The 15,055-nt window shown below is 68.5% G+C and carries 13 protein-coding genes and 1 riboswitch; of the genes, 2 read left to right on the top strand and 11 right to left on the bottom strand.

Annotation, left to right across the window (positions count from 1 at the left end; translation table 11 throughout):
- The first annotated feature begins 7 nt into the window (after positions 1 to 7).
- Both LZ005_RS13765 and LZ005_RS13770 read left to right on the top strand, forming a co-directional pair.
- The gene (locus LZ005_RS13765) at positions 8 to 967 is read left to right on the top strand and encodes a homoserine kinase (RefSeq protein WP_237808646.1); all 960 of its coding nucleotides are present in this window, start codon (positions 8 to 10) and stop codon (positions 965 to 967) included.
- Entirely contained in the window at positions 964 to 1,737 is a 774-nt protein-coding gene (locus LZ005_RS13770; RefSeq protein ID WP_237808647.1) for a BPSS1780 family membrane protein, read from the top strand. Before LZ005_RS13765 ends, LZ005_RS13770 begins: the two co-directional genes overlap by 4 nt.
- An 88-nt stretch (positions 1,738 to 1,825) precedes the next feature.
- Here the strand turns inward: LZ005_RS13770 and LZ005_RS13775 are convergent, their stop codons facing one another.
- The 11 genes from LZ005_RS13775 to LZ005_RS13825 form a co-directional block, all read right to left on the bottom strand.
- Positions 1,826 to 4,111: a UvrD-helicase domain-containing protein gene (locus tag LZ005_RS13775; RefSeq protein ID WP_237808648.1), complete on the bottom strand. Its 2,286-nt coding sequence runs from the start codon at positions 4,109 to 4,111 to the stop codon at positions 1,826 to 1,828.
- A 121-nt stretch (positions 4,112 to 4,232) separates the two neighbouring features.
- Complete coding sequence (locus tag LZ005_RS13780; RefSeq protein WP_237808649.1) at positions 4,233 to 6,089, bottom strand: M56 family metallopeptidase; 1,857 nt, start codon at positions 6,087 to 6,089, stop codon at positions 4,233 to 4,235.
- Between the two features lie 179 nt (positions 6,090 to 6,268).
- Complete coding sequence (locus LZ005_RS13785) at positions 6,269 to 7,036, bottom strand: response regulator (protein ID WP_237808650.1); 768 nt, start codon at positions 7,034 to 7,036, stop codon at positions 6,269 to 6,271.
- A 10-nt stretch (positions 7,037 to 7,046) separates the two neighbouring features.
- The gene (locus LZ005_RS13790) at positions 7,047 to 8,663 is read right to left on the bottom strand and encodes a methyl-accepting chemotaxis protein (RefSeq protein ID WP_307727805.1); all 1,617 of its coding nucleotides are present in this window, start codon (positions 8,661 to 8,663) and stop codon (positions 7,047 to 7,049) included.
- 226 nt (positions 8,664 to 8,889) lie between these two features.
- Positions 8,890 to 9,522 carry an ANTAR domain-containing response regulator gene (locus LZ005_RS13795; RefSeq protein ID WP_237808651.1) on the bottom strand — a complete coding sequence of 211 codons (633 nt, stop codon included), beginning with the start codon at positions 9,520 to 9,522 and terminating at the stop codon, positions 8,890 to 8,892.
- A gap of 63 nt (positions 9,523 to 9,585) precedes the next feature.
- Entirely contained in the window at positions 9,586 to 10,194 is a 609-nt protein-coding gene (gene thiE, locus LZ005_RS13800; RefSeq protein WP_237808652.1) for a thiamine phosphate synthase, read from the bottom strand.
- Positions 10,194 to 10,952, bottom strand: a complete 759-nt coding sequence (locus LZ005_RS13805; protein ID WP_237808653.1) for a bifunctional hydroxymethylpyrimidine kinase/phosphomethylpyrimidine kinase — start codon at positions 10,950 to 10,952, stop codon at positions 10,194 to 10,196. The genes thiE and LZ005_RS13805 overlap by 1 nt, the downstream gene beginning before the upstream one ends.
- A complete protein-coding gene (locus tag LZ005_RS13810; protein WP_237808654.1) occupies positions 10,949 to 11,740 on the bottom strand; it encodes a thiazole synthase in 792 nt (263 codons plus the stop codon). The genes LZ005_RS13805 and LZ005_RS13810 overlap by 4 nt, the downstream gene beginning before the upstream one ends.
- Positions 11,741 to 11,759: 19 nt before the next feature.
- Entirely contained in the window at positions 11,760 to 11,963 is a 204-nt protein-coding gene (gene thiS / locus LZ005_RS13815) for a sulfur carrier protein ThiS (RefSeq protein WP_237808655.1), read from the bottom strand.
- Between the two features lie 2 nt (positions 11,964 to 11,965).
- Positions 11,966 to 13,846, bottom strand: a complete 1,881-nt coding sequence (thiC, locus tag LZ005_RS13820; protein ID WP_237808656.1) for a phosphomethylpyrimidine synthase ThiC — start codon at positions 13,844 to 13,846, stop codon at positions 11,966 to 11,968.
- A 60-nt stretch (positions 13,847 to 13,906) separates the two neighbouring features.
- Positions 13,907 to 14,009, bottom strand: a riboswitch (TPP riboswitch).
- Between the two features lie 41 nt (positions 14,010 to 14,050).
- Positions 14,051 to 14,980 carry an MBL fold metallo-hydrolase gene (locus tag LZ005_RS13825; RefSeq protein ID WP_237808657.1) on the bottom strand — a complete coding sequence of 310 codons (930 nt, stop codon included), beginning with the start codon at positions 14,978 to 14,980 and terminating at the stop codon, positions 14,051 to 14,053.
- Between the last annotated feature and the right edge of the window lie 75 nt (positions 14,981 to 15,055).

Genomic DNA, 15,055 nt, shown 5'->3' on the forward strand with positions numbered 1-15,055 from the left:
CACGCCCATGGCAGTTTTCACCGCGGTCACCCTGGACGACCTGAAGTCCTGGATCCAGCAGTTCCCCCTTGGCGACGCACTGGCACTGAAAGGCATCGCCTCCGGTATCGAGAACAGTAACTTCTTCCTCACCACCGGCCGCGGCGAATACGTGCTGACGATATTCGAGAACCTCGGCTTCGAGCAGCTGCCCTTCTACCTTGAACTGATGCGCCATCTGGCCGAGCGCGGCATCCCCGTGCCGGCCCCGGTGCCGAACGCCGAGGGCAAGCTGTGCGTGCCCCTGCACGGCAAGCCGGCCGCCATCGTCAGCAAGCTGGCCGGCGCCTCGCAGATGGACCCGCAGCCGGTGCACTGCGCCGCCGTCGGCCGCATGCTGGCGCGGATGCACGTGGCCGGCCAGGACTTCGCGCTGCACCAGCCCAATCTGCGCAGCCTCGATTGGTGGAATATGGCCGCACCGGCCGTGGCGCCCTTCCTCGACGCCGCCACCGGCGCCCTGCTGCAGGACGAGATGGCCTTCCAAAACGCCTTCCACACGAGCGCCGCGTATGCCGCCCTGACACGCGGCCCGGTGCACGCCGACCTGTTTCGCAATAACGTGATGTTCGTCGGCGAGCAGCTGGGCGGCTTCTTCGACTTCTACTTCGCCGGAGTCGACACCTGGCTGTTCGACGTCGCCGTCACCCTGAACGACTGGTGCATCGACCTGGCCAGCGGCGCCATCGATCCGGCCCGTGCGCGCGCCCTGCTCGACGCCTACCACGCCGAGCGCCCGTTCAGCGCCAACGAGCAGGCCTGCTGGCAGCCGATCCTGCGCGCGGCGGCGCTGCGCTTCTGGCTCAGCCGCCTGTACGATCTGCATCTGCCGCGCGCGGCCGAGCTGCTCACGCCGCACGATCCGCGCCATTTCGAGCGCGTGCTGCGCCAGCGGCGCGACGCGGCCGTGCCGGCGCTGGTCGCATGAAGATGCTGCCCGCCAGCGCCGGTCTGCACTGGCTGCGCCAGGGGTTCGCCCTGTTCGCGCGCCAGCCCGGCGCCCTGTCCTTGCTGTTCGTGCTGTGGATGTTCGGCACCGCCCTGGTCACCCTGCTGCCGCGCGAACTGGCGCTGGCCTGCGCGCTGTTTCTGATGGCGCTCTACCCGCCCAGCATGATGCTGGCCTATCAGCGCGCCGCCAACGGCGAACGGGTCAGCCCGATGGTGTTCCGCGATGCCTTCAAGGGCAAGCGCCTGCTGGCCCAGGGCGTGCTGGCGGTCGGCTATCTGCTGCTGGGTGCGCTGGCCTTCAAGCTGATGCTGCATATCGCCGGCGACGTGCTGGTGCAGCTCCTGGCCGGCAAGGCCGACATGGAATCCGAGGCCGTGCGCAATTCCGCGATTCCCGAGGCGGTGCTGGCGATGATGGCCGTCTCGGCCCCGTCGACGTTGGTGTACTGGTTTGCCACCACCCTGGTGAACTGGAACGGCGCCGGGGTGATCAAGGCCCTGTTCTTCACCGTGGTCAGCGTATGGCGCGGGCTGAAGGCCTTCATCGTCTTCGCGGCCGGCCTGTTCATGCTGAATTTCGCATTCAGCGCGCTGGTAATGGTGCTCAGCGCCCTGACCGGCGCCCAGCAGATCGTGCTGTCGCTGCTGCTGCCGATGGTCGCCACGATCGTCCAGTGCGCGCTGTACGCCGCCTACATGCAGCTGATCGGCCCCGCCCCCACGCCCAGCATCGACACCACCGCCTGACCACCCGAAAAAAATGGGGTCAGACCCCATTTTTCCTGCGGGATAAATGGGGTCTGACCCCGATTTGTTTGGGGGGAAAGAGCGGGGCTTAGAGGCGCTCGAGCTTGGCGATCGAGAGGTCGAGCACCTTCATGCCGACCTTGCCGAAATTGATCTGGGCGCGCGCATTGCTGCCGCTGCCTTCGATGTTGACGATCACGCCTTCGCCGAACTTGGCATGCGCCACGTTCTCGCCGATGCGCCAGCCCGTGTCGTTGCTGCGCGTTTTCATGCGCGCGGCAATCGCATTGTCGGCCTGGCCGGGGGCCTCGTCCCAGGCCGACTTGGGCTTGGCGAACCAGTGCTGCTGCACCTTCGGCGACAGCCACTTGAGCGACTCGTCGGGCAGCTCGTCGAAGAAGCGCGAACGCAGGTTGTAGCGGGTCTGGCCGTGCAGCATGCGGGTCTGGGCGAAACTCATGTACAGGCGCTTGCGCGCGCGTGTGATCGCCACATACATCAAGCGGCGCTCTTCGTCGACACCATCGTATTCTTTGCTGGAACTCTCGTGCGGGAACAGGCCTTCCTCGAGGCCGGTGATGAACACGGCGTCGAATTCGAGCCCTTTGGCCGAGTGCACGGTCATCAGCTGCAGCGCGTCCTGCCCGGCCTGGGCCTGGGCGTCGCCGGCTTCCAGCGAGGCATGCGAGAGGAAGGCCGACAGCGGCGACATCACGGTCGCCAGCGGCACGTCGGCGTCGATCACCTCGATGCCGCCGGGCAGCGCGGGCGCGGCTGGTGCGGCCACGGCCGGGCCGAGCTGAGCCGGGGCATTGTGGGCGAAGCCTTCCTCCTGCACGAACTGGGTGGCGGCGTTGACCATCTGCTCGAGGTTCTCGATGCGGTCTTCGCCTTCCTTTTCGGTCGCGTAGTGGGCCAGCAGGCCGCTCATCTCGAGCACGATGCGCACCATCTCGGGCAGGGGCGCGTTCTGGGTCTCGAAACGGGCCGCTTCGATCAGGCGGACGAAGCCGGCCAGGCTATTGCCGGCCTTGCCGCTCACATGCGGCACGGCTGCGTACAGGGAAGCGCCATGCTGGTCGGCGGCGGCCTGCAGCTGCTCGATCGAACGCAGGCCGATGCCGCGCGCGGGGAAGTTCACCACGCGCAGGAAGGCCGAGTCGTTGTGCGGATTGTCCATCAGCTGCAGGTAGGCGATCGCATGCTTGACCTCGGCGCGCTGGAAATAGCGCAGGCCGCCATACACGTGGTAGGGAATGCCGGCCGAGAACAGCGCATGCTCGATCACGCGCGACTGCGCATTCGAGCGGTACAGCACGGCGATGTCGTGGCGCGCATAGCCCTCGGCCATCAGGCTGCGGGCTTCTTCGACCACCCATTGCGCTTCCTCGAGATCGCTGCTGGCCTCGAACACGCGCACCGGCTCGCCCGCGCCCTGGTCGGTGCGCAGGTTCTTGCCCAGGCGCTTGCTGTTATGCGAGATCAGCAGATTGGCGGCGTCGAGAATATGGCCGTGCGAACGGTAGTTCTGCTCGAGCTTGATCAGGTTCTGCACCTGGAACTCGCGCTCGAAGGCGCTCATATTGCCGACATTGGCGCCGCGGAAGGCGTAGATCGACTGGTCGTCGTCGCCGACGGCAAACAGGGCGCCGCCCTGGCCGCTGCCAAAGCCGGACATCAGCTTCAGCCATTTGTACTGCAGGTCGTTGGTATCCTGGAACTCGTCGACGAGGATGTGGCGGAAACGCGCCTGGTAGTGCTCGCGCAGCGGCTGATTGCGCAGCAGCAGTTCGTAGCAGCGCAGCAGCAGCTCGGCGAAATCGACCACGCCTTCGCGCTGGCATTGCTGCTCGTACAGCGCGTACAGCTCGAGCAGCTTGCGCTCGTTCGGATACACGGCCTCGACCTCGTGCGCGCGCAGACCCTGCTCCTTGTTGTTGTTGATGAAGTACATCAAGTCCTTGGGCGGGTAGCGCTCGTCGTCGACATTGTTCGCCTTCAGCAGGCGCTTGATCATCGACAGCTGGTCCTGGCTGTCCATGATCTGGAAGCTCTGGGGCAGACCGGCGTCGCGGTGGTGGGTGCGCAGCAGGCGGTTGCACAGGCCGTGGAAGGTGCCGATCCACATGCCGCGCGTATTAATCGGCAGCATGGCCGACAGACGCGTGAGCATTTCCTTGGCGGCCTTGTTGGTGAAGGTCACGGCCATGACGCCGCTCGGCCCGACCTGGCCGGTCTGGATCAGCCAGGCGATGCGGGTGGTCAGCACGCGGGTCTTGCCGGAGCCGGCGCCCGCCAGGATCAGGGCATGTTGGGGAGGAAGCGTGACCGCAGCCAGCTGTTCCGGATTGAGCGTGTCGAGGAGATTCTGCATCCCGGCATTATACCGGTGCAGGGCGGATCGCCAGGCGCACGCGCCCGTGAGCGAGGGCAGCTTTTGGGGGAAAGACTGTCTCGACGCGTGCGCCTGGCGATCCGCCCTGCGGGGTCTGCCCTTACAGGCTGACCGGCTGCACCAGGCCGGCCTTGCGGGCCTCCTGGATCAGGCCGCGCACCTCGGCTTCAGCGCGCCGGGATTCGGCTTCCATCTGCTTGCCCAGCTCGCCCATCTGCTTGCCCAGTTCGGACATCGGCTTGCTGGCCTCGCGCATCTGGCGGCCGATGGCCTCGGCCTGACCGGCGTGGCGCGCGGCGGCCTGCACATGCAGCTGCTCGGCCTGGGCTTCGGTCTGGGCGCGCGCCACTTCCATGGCCGCTTCGGCCGCTGCGCGCTTGGCCCGGGCCTGCTCGCTGTCGCCGTTCTGTTCGGCCTCGCGGGCGGCGCGCGCCAGCGCCCGGGCGGCCTTGCGCTGCTCGTTGGCGGCGCGCCGCATCTCCTGCTGCAGACGGCGCATCTCGGCGCGTTCGGGTTCGCGCGCCGCGGCTTCCTCGCGCATCTGATCGCCGAGGACGCGCATGCTGTCGCCGTGCACGCGCATCTGGGCGCCCAGGCCTTCCATCTGGCTGCTCAGGGCGTCGAGCGGGGCCAGGGCGGCGCGCGCCTTGGCGACGGTGGCGGCATCCTTCACGACATACGCCTTGCCGTCTTCGCGGAACCAGATGAAGTCGCTGCCGATCGTGGGCTTGAGCTTGTCGATCTCGGCGCGGTCGCCGGGGCCGGTGTTGTACATGCCGCCCTTGTCGTCGGCGCGCACGATGGCCAGGCCGTCGCCGTGCGTCTGGCGCACAGCGCGCAGCGGCTTGCTTGGGCGGGCCGGGGCCGCTTCCGGCGTGCTGGCCGGGACCGACGCGGCGGCGGCCACGGCCGGCGCAGCGGGGGCCGCCGGGGCGGGATTGCCGGCCCAGGCATACAGGCCGGTACAGGCGAGCGACAGGCCGAGGATCGGCAGCGCCAGCTTCCAGTTCAGCGGTTCTTGGGTGGGGCGAACCAGGCGTGTGATACGAGACATCAGTTTTCCTCCATGTGCCGCGGGGGCAAGTTGGGAAGTGGAGAACTGGAACAAGTCCAGTTCGGACAAAGCAAGCGCGAGACGCCTAGGTTCGCCCAGCATGCTTGCAGCAAGGTCATCCGCAATCTGCTCGCGTTCGACGCGAATCCGGTGCGACAGCCACCACACGGTCGGGTGGTAGAACAGCAGCACTTCGATCGCGCTTTGCAGCAGATTGACGAGGTAATCGTGGCGGCGCACATGCGCCAGTTCGTGCGCCAGCAGGGCTTCGAGCAGGGGCGCCGGCATGCCGCTGAGCAGCGCGACCGGCACCAGCACCAGCGGTTTGAGGCAGCCGGCCGTGACCGGGCCGCTGAGCGCATCGCTGAGCACCAGGCGCACCGGACGGCGCAGGCCCATGCGCGCGGCCAGCGCGTCGAGCCGGGCCTGCCACAGCGGCGGCGTGGGCGCGGCCGGGGTGTGGCGTTGGCGGCGTACCCAGGCCAGACCGCTGAGCAGGCGCAGACCGAGCAGCCCTGCCCCGGCCGACCAGAGCAGCACCACCAGCGGCAGGCGCGGCTGCAGTGCCGCGCGCCAGCCGGCCAGCTGGCCGAGCGTGGCCGCGGCCACCCCGCTGTCGGCGCCGCTGCCGGCGGCGTCCTCGGCGGCCAGCAGCGGCAAGGGCAGCAGGCTGGCCGGCGCGGCGGCGCTGTCGGCCAGGCGCGTCAGCAGCCCGGCCAGCGGCAGGGCCACACAGGCGCCCAGGGCCAGACAGGCCAACAGATAGCGCGTCTGCGGCCGCGCGCCGCGCAGGGCGCCGAGCAGCAGGGCCGTGATCCAGCCGATCAGCAGGCCCTGCCAGACAAAGTCGAGCAAGGCCCAGGCGAGGCTGGGCACGAGGTGGTTGAGCAGGCTGGCAGTCATGGTGTCTCCGTCGATGAAACTAGCGTAAATGATCTAGAGGCTTTTGTCTAGATCATTTTGTCTACTTTCGGATATGCATTAGCCTGGCCAGCTTAGGCCGGGCCGCTGGCCCAAGCCAGCGCGATGCGACGGAATGCACAAACAGCGCCCTGGAAAGCGGGCAGGCGCCCGCCCGGCGCTTAGAACGCCTCGGTTTCGGTTTCGGTCTCGGCCTCGATCTCGATGCCGAGCATGCGCGCGACGGTCTGCCAGATCTGGCGCTGGCTGCTCCACGGCTTGATCAGGAAGCCGTCGGCGCAGCTGTGCCAGGCGGCGTGCTGGCGCGCGTGCACGAGCAGCGCGGTGCTGCCCAGTTCGGGCAGCAGCTCGGCGCCGTCGCCGTCGGACAGTTCGGGGTCGAGCACGAGCAGCTCGAAATGCTGGTGGCGCAGCAGGGTGCGCGCTTCGGCCAGCGTGCCCACGTGGGTCACGCGGGCGTCGGTCGACAGCAGCGCGGCCAGGGTGGCGGCGCCGTCTTCGTCGCTGTCCACGTGCAGCACGCGCGGCACCGCCAGTTCGGCCGCGCGCTGGGCCACGCGGGCGCGCTCGGCAGCGGCCTGGCTGGCCGCGGCCGGCGCCAGTGCCGGCAGCACGCTGTCGCGCACCTGGTCGCGCAGGCGGGTCAGGTCGGCCAGAGCCGTTTCCAGATTGGCCAGGGCCTTGCGCACCGTCGCGGCCGGCATGCCGGTGGCCAGCTCGCCATCGAGGGCGCGGCGGGCCTGCTCGCCGATGCCGCCTTCGATATGGGCGAAGGCGTCGAGGGCTTGCGGCACCATCAGCAGCGGTGCGGCGGCGCGGCGCGGACGGCGGCGCGGCGCATGCGGGCCGGGCGGACGCTGGACCGGGGTGGCGCAGGTGGCGCTGGCGGCGCTGATCAGGCAGCGCAGGGCGGGGTAAGCGATCTTCATGCGGCCCTCCTCAATACGCGCTGAGCGCCGGTTTGCCACGGCCGGCCGGGCGCCGCGGCGCGGACGCGCCCAGCTGGTTGGCGTCGAGCTTGAACTGGCTGACCGTCTGCTTCAGGCCGGCCGCCTGGTTGCGCATCGCGTCGGCCGCGGCGGCGGCCTGTTCGACCAGGGCGGCATTCTGCTGGGTGCTGTGGTCCATCTGGGTGATCGCCTCGTTGACCTGGGCCACGCCCGAGGCCTGCTCGGCGCTGGCCAGGCTGATCTCGGAGATGACCTGGCCCACGCTCTGGATGCTGGTGACGATCTTTTCCATCGTCTCGCCGGTCTGGCGCACCAGCTCGGCGCCCTTGCCGACCTTGTCGACCGAGTCGTCGATCAGGGTCTTGATCTCCTTGGCGGCGCTGGCCGAACGCTGGGCCAGATTGCGCACCTCCTGGGCCACCACGGCGAAACCGCGCCCGGCCTCGCCGGCGCGCGCCGCTTCGACGGCGGCGTTCAGGGCCAGAATATTGGTCTGGAAGGCGATGCCGTCGATGGTGGTGATGATGTCTTCGATGCGGCGCGCCGATTCTTCGATCGAGCTCATGGTGCCGACCACTTCGCTGACCAGCATCCCGCCCTGCTGGGCCACGCCGGTGGCCTCGCGCGCCATCTTGTCGGCGTGCTGGGCATGGTCGGCGTTCTGGCGCACGGTCGAGGTCAGTTCCTCGACCGAAGCGGCGGTTTCTTCGAGCGAACCGGCCTGCTGTTCGGTGCGGGCCGACAGGTCCTGGTTGCCGGCGGCGATCTCGTCCGAGGCGGTGGCGATCATGTCGGTGCCGCTGCGCACTTCGCTGACCAGTTTCTGCAAGCTGCCATTCATGGTCTCGAGCGCTTCCAGCAGCTGCCCGGTTTCATCCTGCGATTCGGCGCGGATATGCGCGGTCAGGTCGCCCTCGGCCACGCGCTGGGCGACGCCGACGGCGGCGCGGATCGGCTGCGCGATCATGCGCGCCACCACGCTCGAGGTGACCAGGCCCAGGGCCACGGCCACGACGATGGCGGCGGCAATCGCCATGCGCGCGCTCTGGTAGGTGCTCTCCGCATGCTTGCCGGCGCGCGCGGCGCCCTCCACATTGACCTGCACCAGCTTGTCGAGATCGGTCATCACGGCCAGGAAGCTGGCCGCCAGCGGGCCGGCCATCAGGCGGCGCGCATCGTCAAAACGCGCTTCCTTCATCATCGCCAGGGCCTGCTGGTGGCCGGCCAGGAAGCTGTCGAGCTCACGCGAAATCTTCGGATACAGGCGCTTTTCTTCTTCCTCGCTGATCATCGGCTCGTACAGGGCGCGCGCTTTCTGCAGCGCGGCCAGGCTGTCGGCCAGACCCTTGTCGGCGCGCGCTTCGGCGGCCTCGTCGGCGGCGATCAGGCGCGCCAGCTGGAAGCGGCGAAACGCGTTCAGGCCCGACTTGTAATCATTGATGGTGGCCACCGAGGGGCCCCAGTTGGTCGTCAGTTCTTCGACCTCGTCATTGAGCACCGCCATGCGCCAGATCGCAAACACGCCGACGAAGACGGTCAACAGCAGAATGCCAACATTCACCACGAACAGTTTGTTGGCGATTCTCAGATTTTGAAACGCAGACATGAGTTCTCCCAAATCGCACTCCTGCACGCAATGGGGCAGGAACCACAATCGGCGGAGCTGGGCCGAGACGAAAATTCGGCCGCGGGGGACATGGCGGCTGGCGCCGTCAGGCAGCGGGGTGGGGCTGCGGGGGACGGGAAAGCGTACAGCGACGCTTCGTTAGCAAGTGTACTCTATTTTCCTGACGGGAACTTTACGCTTTACGAAATTAATTCTTCCGCAATGCTCATTTACCCTTGAGGCGGGAATTGAAGGCCGCGTGCAGGCTGTTCAAGACCTCCTCGGCGGCCAGCAGCTGCTCGGCCACTTCATTGATCTTGCGCCGGTTCGAGCGCGCATGGTCGCGCAGCACCTCGAAGGCGGTGTTGCGGTCGGACTGGAACTTGGCCATCAGCAGGCCGACGGCCAGGCTGGTCTCGCGCCCGGCGGCCAGGGCCGTGTTCAGATTGATTTCGGTGCGGCGCAGATGGCGGATCTCATCGGCGCGGGCCAGCGCCGCCTCGAAGGCCGGCATCAGGCGGGCCGCGTCGACCGGCTTGACCACATAGCCGACGGCGCCGTAGGCGGCGGCCTGCTTGGCCGAGTCGGAATCGCCGCTGGCGGACAGGAACATGAAGGGCACGGCCGTCTCGGCATGCAGCTGGCGCGCCAGCTCCAGGCCGGACATGCCGGGCATATTGATGTCGAGCAGGGCCATGTCCGGCTCGACCTTCTCGATGATGGCCAGGGCCTGCTCGGCCGAGGTCGCCTCCTGGGTTTCATAGCCGGCGCTGCTCAGTACGGCACTGAGAAACTGCAGCAACAGCTGGTCGTCGTCCACGATCAGAATGCGGCGTTTGGCGCGGGGCTGGCTCGTCATCATCTTTCCTCACGTCAATTCATTTGCCTCGATTATACGGCCCGTCCGAGGAAAAAAACCAGTTCATGCGAACAAGTTTGTGAAGGCGCGCGCGGCCGCTTCGGGATCGGGCGCGGCGCACACGCTGGTGATCGCGGCCACCATGTCGGCCCCGCGCGTGACCAGGGGCGCGGCCCGGTCCGGCGTCATGCCGCCGATCACCACCAGCGGCAGCGCATAGCGTGCGCGCGCCGTGTCGAGCAGGGCCGGCGGCGTGACGAAGTCGTAGCGCTTGACCGGCGACGGATAGAAGCCGCCGAAAGCCAGATAGCTGGCGCCCGCGGCCGCGGCAGCATCGGCGCGCGCCAGCTCGCCGTAGCAGGAGGCGCCGACGATCTTGTCCGGCCCGAGGGCGGCACGCGCCTCGGCCACGCTGATGTCGGTGCCGCCCACATGCAGGCCATCGGCGCCGAGCGCCTGGCACAGGGCCAGATGGTCATTGATCACTAGCGGCACCTGGTAGCGCCGGCACACGGCCAGCAGGGCCGCGCCCTGCTCCACCCGCAGCGCCGGCGCGGCCTCCTTGTGGCGGTACTGGACCAGCACGGCGCCGCCGCGCAGGGCGGCCTCGGTCACGGCCAGCAGACGGGCCGTGTCATCCCAGTTGGGGCTGACGAAATACAGTCCACGCATCAGATCTCCTTCTCACACCATCGTTCGGGAATGCGCTGGCCGGGGCCGATGGCATAGGCCCCGGCCAGCGTCGCATGGGTATAGGCCTGGGCCGCCTGCAGCGCCGCGTCGAGCGGCTCGCCCAGGGCCAGGCACGCGGCCAGGCTGGCCGCCAGGGTGCAGCCGCTGCCATGGAACTCGCCGTCCAGACGCGGCCAGCGCCAGCTGCGCTCGCCGTGGGGGCCGCGCCAGCGGTTGCAGACCTCGGGGCCGTCCCCATGGCCGCCGGTCTGCAGCACCTCGGGGCCGCCCTGCCACGGGCCGTCCAGACCCAGGGCGGCCGCCTCGGGGCCGTTCGGCAGCACCACGCTGGCCAGCGGCAGCAGGGTCTGCACGGCCAGACGCGCATCGTCGCGCGCCAGCGGATCGCCGCGCCCGCTGGCCAGCACCGGATCGAGCACAATCGGCAGGGCCGGCTGACGCGCGCGCAGGGCCGCCAGCTGCGTCGCCAGCGCGGCCGCATTGGCAAGGCTGCCGCAGATGCCGATCTTGACGGCGGCCAGCGGCAGCGCCGCCGTCAGCGCCTGCAGCTGCTGGTCCAGCAGGGCCGGATCGACCGGCTGCACGGCGTACACGCGGTTCTGGTCCTGGACGGTCAGTGCGGTGACCACGGGCAGCGCATGCGCGCCCTGGGCGGCGATGGCCTGCACATCGGCCGTGATGCCGGCCCCGCCCGACGGATCGAGCCCGGCCAGCACCAGCACGCACGGGCGCCTCATGCGTTGACGCGCCCGGCCATCGGCGACGAGGGCGCGGCCGCGAACTTGCGCGGCATGCGCCCGGCCAGGTAGGCTTGGCGACCGGCCTCGACGGCCAGCTTCATCGCACGCGCCATGCGCACCGGCTCGCGCGCGGCGGCGATGGCGGTGTTCATCAGCACGCCGTCGCAGCCGAGTTCCATCGCAATCGCCGCATCCGAGGCGGTGCCGACGCCGGCATCGACCAGCACCGGCACGCGCGCCTGTTCGATGATCAAGGACAGATTCCAGGGATTGAGGATGCCCATACCCGAGCCGATCAGCGAGGCCAGCGGCATGATCGCGCAGCAGCCGATGTCCTCCAGCATGCGCGCCTGGATCGGGTCGTCGCTGCAGTAGACCATCACGTCAAAGCCGTCCTGCACCAGCATGCGCGCGGCCTTCAGAGTCTCCGGCATATTCGGGAACAGGGTCTTCTCGTCGCCCAGCACTTCGAGCTTGACCAGCTTGTGCCCGTTGAGCAGCTCGCGCGCCATCTGCAGCGTGTAGACGGCGTCCTCGGCATTGAAGCAGCCGGCCGTGTTGGGCAGGATCGTGAATTCCTGCGGCGGCACATAGTCGAGCAGGCTGGGCGCGTGCGGGTCCTGGCCGATGTTCACGCGGCGGATCGCCACCGTGATGATCTCGGCCCCGGCGGCCAGCGTGGCCGCGCGCGTCTGCTCCAGGCTCTGGTATTTGCCGCTGCCGACCAGCAGGCGCGATTGGTAGGTTTTTCCTGCGATGCTCAGCAGGTCGGTATCGGTGTGCATGATGACTCCTGAAAAAAGTTCAGCCCCCGCCGATGGCGCGGACAATATCAATCTGCTGGCCCGGCTGCAGGCGGAAGCCGGCCCACTGGGGCCGCGGCACCACGCGCCGGTCGACCGCCACGGCCACGGCCTGCTGGCCGAGCGCCAGGCTGGCGACCAGCTCGGCCAGGGTCTGTTCCGGCGCCAGCGGCTGCGCCGTTCCGTTGACGAGAATGCTGGCCATGCTCACACCTTGCTGTACAGCTCGGCCCCGCGGCGCACGAACTCGACCGCCTTTTCCTGCATGCCCTGCTCGGCCGCCGCGCGCACGTCCTGGGTGATCTTCATCGAGCAGAAATGCGGGCCGCACATCGAGCAGAAATGGGCGACCTTGGACGACTCCTTGGGCAGGGTCTCGTCGTGGAACTGGCGCGCCTTGTCGGGGTCGAGGCCGAGGTTGAACTGGTCCTGCCAGCGAAATTCGAAGCGCGCCTTGGACAGGGCGTTGTCGCGCAGCTGGGCGCCCGGATGGCCCTTGGCCAGATCGGCCGCGTGGGCCGCGATCTTGTAGGTGATGATGCCGTCCTTGACGTCGTCCTTGTCGGGCAGGCCCAGGTGTTCCTTGGGCGTCACGTAGCACAGCATGGCGGTGCCGTACCAGCCGATCTGGGCCGCACCGATGCCCGAGGTGATGTGGTCGTAGCCAGGCGCGATATCGGTCGTCAGCGGGCCCAGCGTGTAGAACGGGGCCTCGCCGCACTGGGCCAGCTGCAGGTCCATGTTCTCCTTGATCAGCTGCATCGGCACATGGCCCGGGCCTTCGATCATCACCTGCACATCGTGGCGCCAGGCGATCTGGGTCAGCTCGCCCAGGGTGCGCAGTTCGCCCAGCTGGGCGGCGTCGTTGGCGTCGTAGATCGAGCCCGGACGCAGGCCGTCGCCGAGACTGAAGGCGACGTCATAGGCCTTCATGATCGCGCAGATGTCCTCGAAGTGGGTGTACAGGAAGTTCTCCCGATGGTGGGCCAGGCACCACTTGGCCATGATGGCGCCACCGCGCGAGACGATGCCGGTCAGGCGCTCGGCCGTCAGCGGCACATAGCGCAGCAGCACGCCGGCGTGGATGGTGAAGTAGTCGACGCCCTGCTCGGCCTGTTCGATCAGGGTGTCGCGGAAGATCTCCCACGTCAGGTCCTCGGCCTTGCCCTTGACCTTCTCGAGCGCCTGGTAGATCGGCACGGTGCCGATCGGGACCGGGCTGTTACGGATGATCCATTCGCGCGTCTCGTGGATGTGCTTGCCGGTGGACAGGTCCATCACCGTGTCCGCGCCCCAGCGGATCGCCCAGGTCATCTTCTCGACTTCCTCGCCGATCGAGGACGTGAGGGCCGAATTGCCGATATTGGCATTGACCTTGACGAGGAAATTGCGGCCGATGATCATCGGCTCGCTCTCCGGGTGGTTGATGTTGTTCGGCATGATGGCGCGGCCGCGCGCGATTTCGCTGCGCACGAATTCGGGCGTGATCTCGGCCGGGATGCTGGCCCCGAAGGCCTGGCCCGGATGCTGGCGCCCCATCACCTCGGCCAGGCGCGCGCCCTGCGGCCCGCTGGCGCGCAGCGCGGCCAGATAATCCTGGCGGCGCAGGTTCTCGCGCAGGGCGACGAATTCCATCTCGGGCGTGATGATGCCGCGCCGCGCATAGTGCATCTGGGTGACATTGGCGCCGGCGCGTGCGCGCCGCGGCGTGCGCTGCAGGTCGAAGCGCAGCGCCGCCAGTTCCGGGTCGTGCAGGCGGGCCGCACCAAAGGCCGAGCTGGGGCCGGCCAGCAGTTCGGTATCGGCGCGCTCATCGATCCAGGCCGCGCGCAGCGGCGCCAGGCCGCGCCGGATATCGATCTGCACGGCCGGGTCGGTGTAGGGGCCCGAGGTGTCGTACACGGGCAGCGGCGGATTGGCCTCGCCGCCAAAGCCGCTCGGCGTGGCGTCCTGGGCGATTTCGCGCATCGGCACGCGCAGGTCGGGCCGGCTGCCGGTCACATAGATTTTGCGGGATTGGGGCAGCGCGGACAGCGCGGCCGGGTCCGCCGAGGCGGTGGCGGACTGGAACTTCGGTGTAGCGTTCATGTGGCTCCTTTGCTTGCAGGAGCCAGCAAAGGAATGGACGGACGCCCGGCCGGATCGCGGCCACGCTCAATCTTGCTTCCCTTCGCTGGCATTATCCAGATCAGGTTCGGAGGGTATTTCTCACCCGCGCAGCTGGTGCAGCGCAGGACCCCTAGCGATTGCCGCCCCGTTGGCGGCGCGCCCATTATACGGGAAGCGTGCGCCTCATGGCTGATGGCCGAGGCGCACCCGCATGGCCGGATGGCGCGCCGCCAGCGCCAGCAGGCGTTCGAGCTGCCGCTGGTTGCCGTCCAGATCGGCCGTGAAGTCGCCCGGGCCGACCGCATGCTCCCAGCCCCAGCGCGTGTGGCAGGTGTCGCCGGCCAGCAGCACCGGGCCGTCGGGCGTGCGCACCACATAGGCCACGCTGCCCGGCGTGTGGCCCGGCACGCTGATGGCGAACAGGCTGGCGTCGCCGAACACATCGAGCACCCCGTCGAAGCGCCCGTCCGGATCGGGGCGGAAGGCGAATTCGCGCAGCGCCGCCTTGCCGTTGAGCAGAGCATCGCTGCTGCCGCGCACGAACAGGTTCTGCCAGCTGCGCGCGCGCGCCTCGCCCGGGCCGACGAACAGCGCGCTATTGGCCGGAATCGCCGGCAGGCCGCTGATGTGGTCCAGATGCAGGTGGGTAAACAGCACGCCCTGCAGCGGGCCGGACAGCTGGGCGAGCACGTCCTCGGTCGGCGTGCGCAGGCGCAGGGTGTCGAGCGCCATGGCACGCGCGACCAGCCAGCCGAGGCCGGCGCCGCCGGGGTCCGCGGCCAGCCGGCGCGCGACGCCCGTATCGACCAGGAAATTGCCATACACGGGATGGCGCAGCACATGCGTGTACACCTGGATGGCTTCGCTGTGATCGCGCAGGCCGGCGCGGCGTGCGGCCGCGTGATCGAGGTTCAGCAGGCCCGCCAGCGGCACCTGCCAGTCGGCCGTGTTGACCGATTCGAGCTGGATCGGGCCGGGCGTGTCGAGCAGACGCTCCATGGCCGAACTGGCCACAGGCACGCCGGGCGCGGCCACCGGACTCAGGGGATGGGTGCTGAGCGAGCAGGCCGCGAGACTGAGGGCGGCCACGGCCGCGCCAAGAGAACGCCACATGAGACTTTCCTTCCAAGACGAGATGCGCTATTGTCTCCATCCATAAATGCATTAGCAATTGACTAAATATTGATA

It is taken from the genome of Massilia sp. TS11 (genome assembly GCF_022012445.1).
GTDB lineage: Bacteria > Pseudomonadota > Gammaproteobacteria > Burkholderiales > Burkholderiaceae_D > Telluria.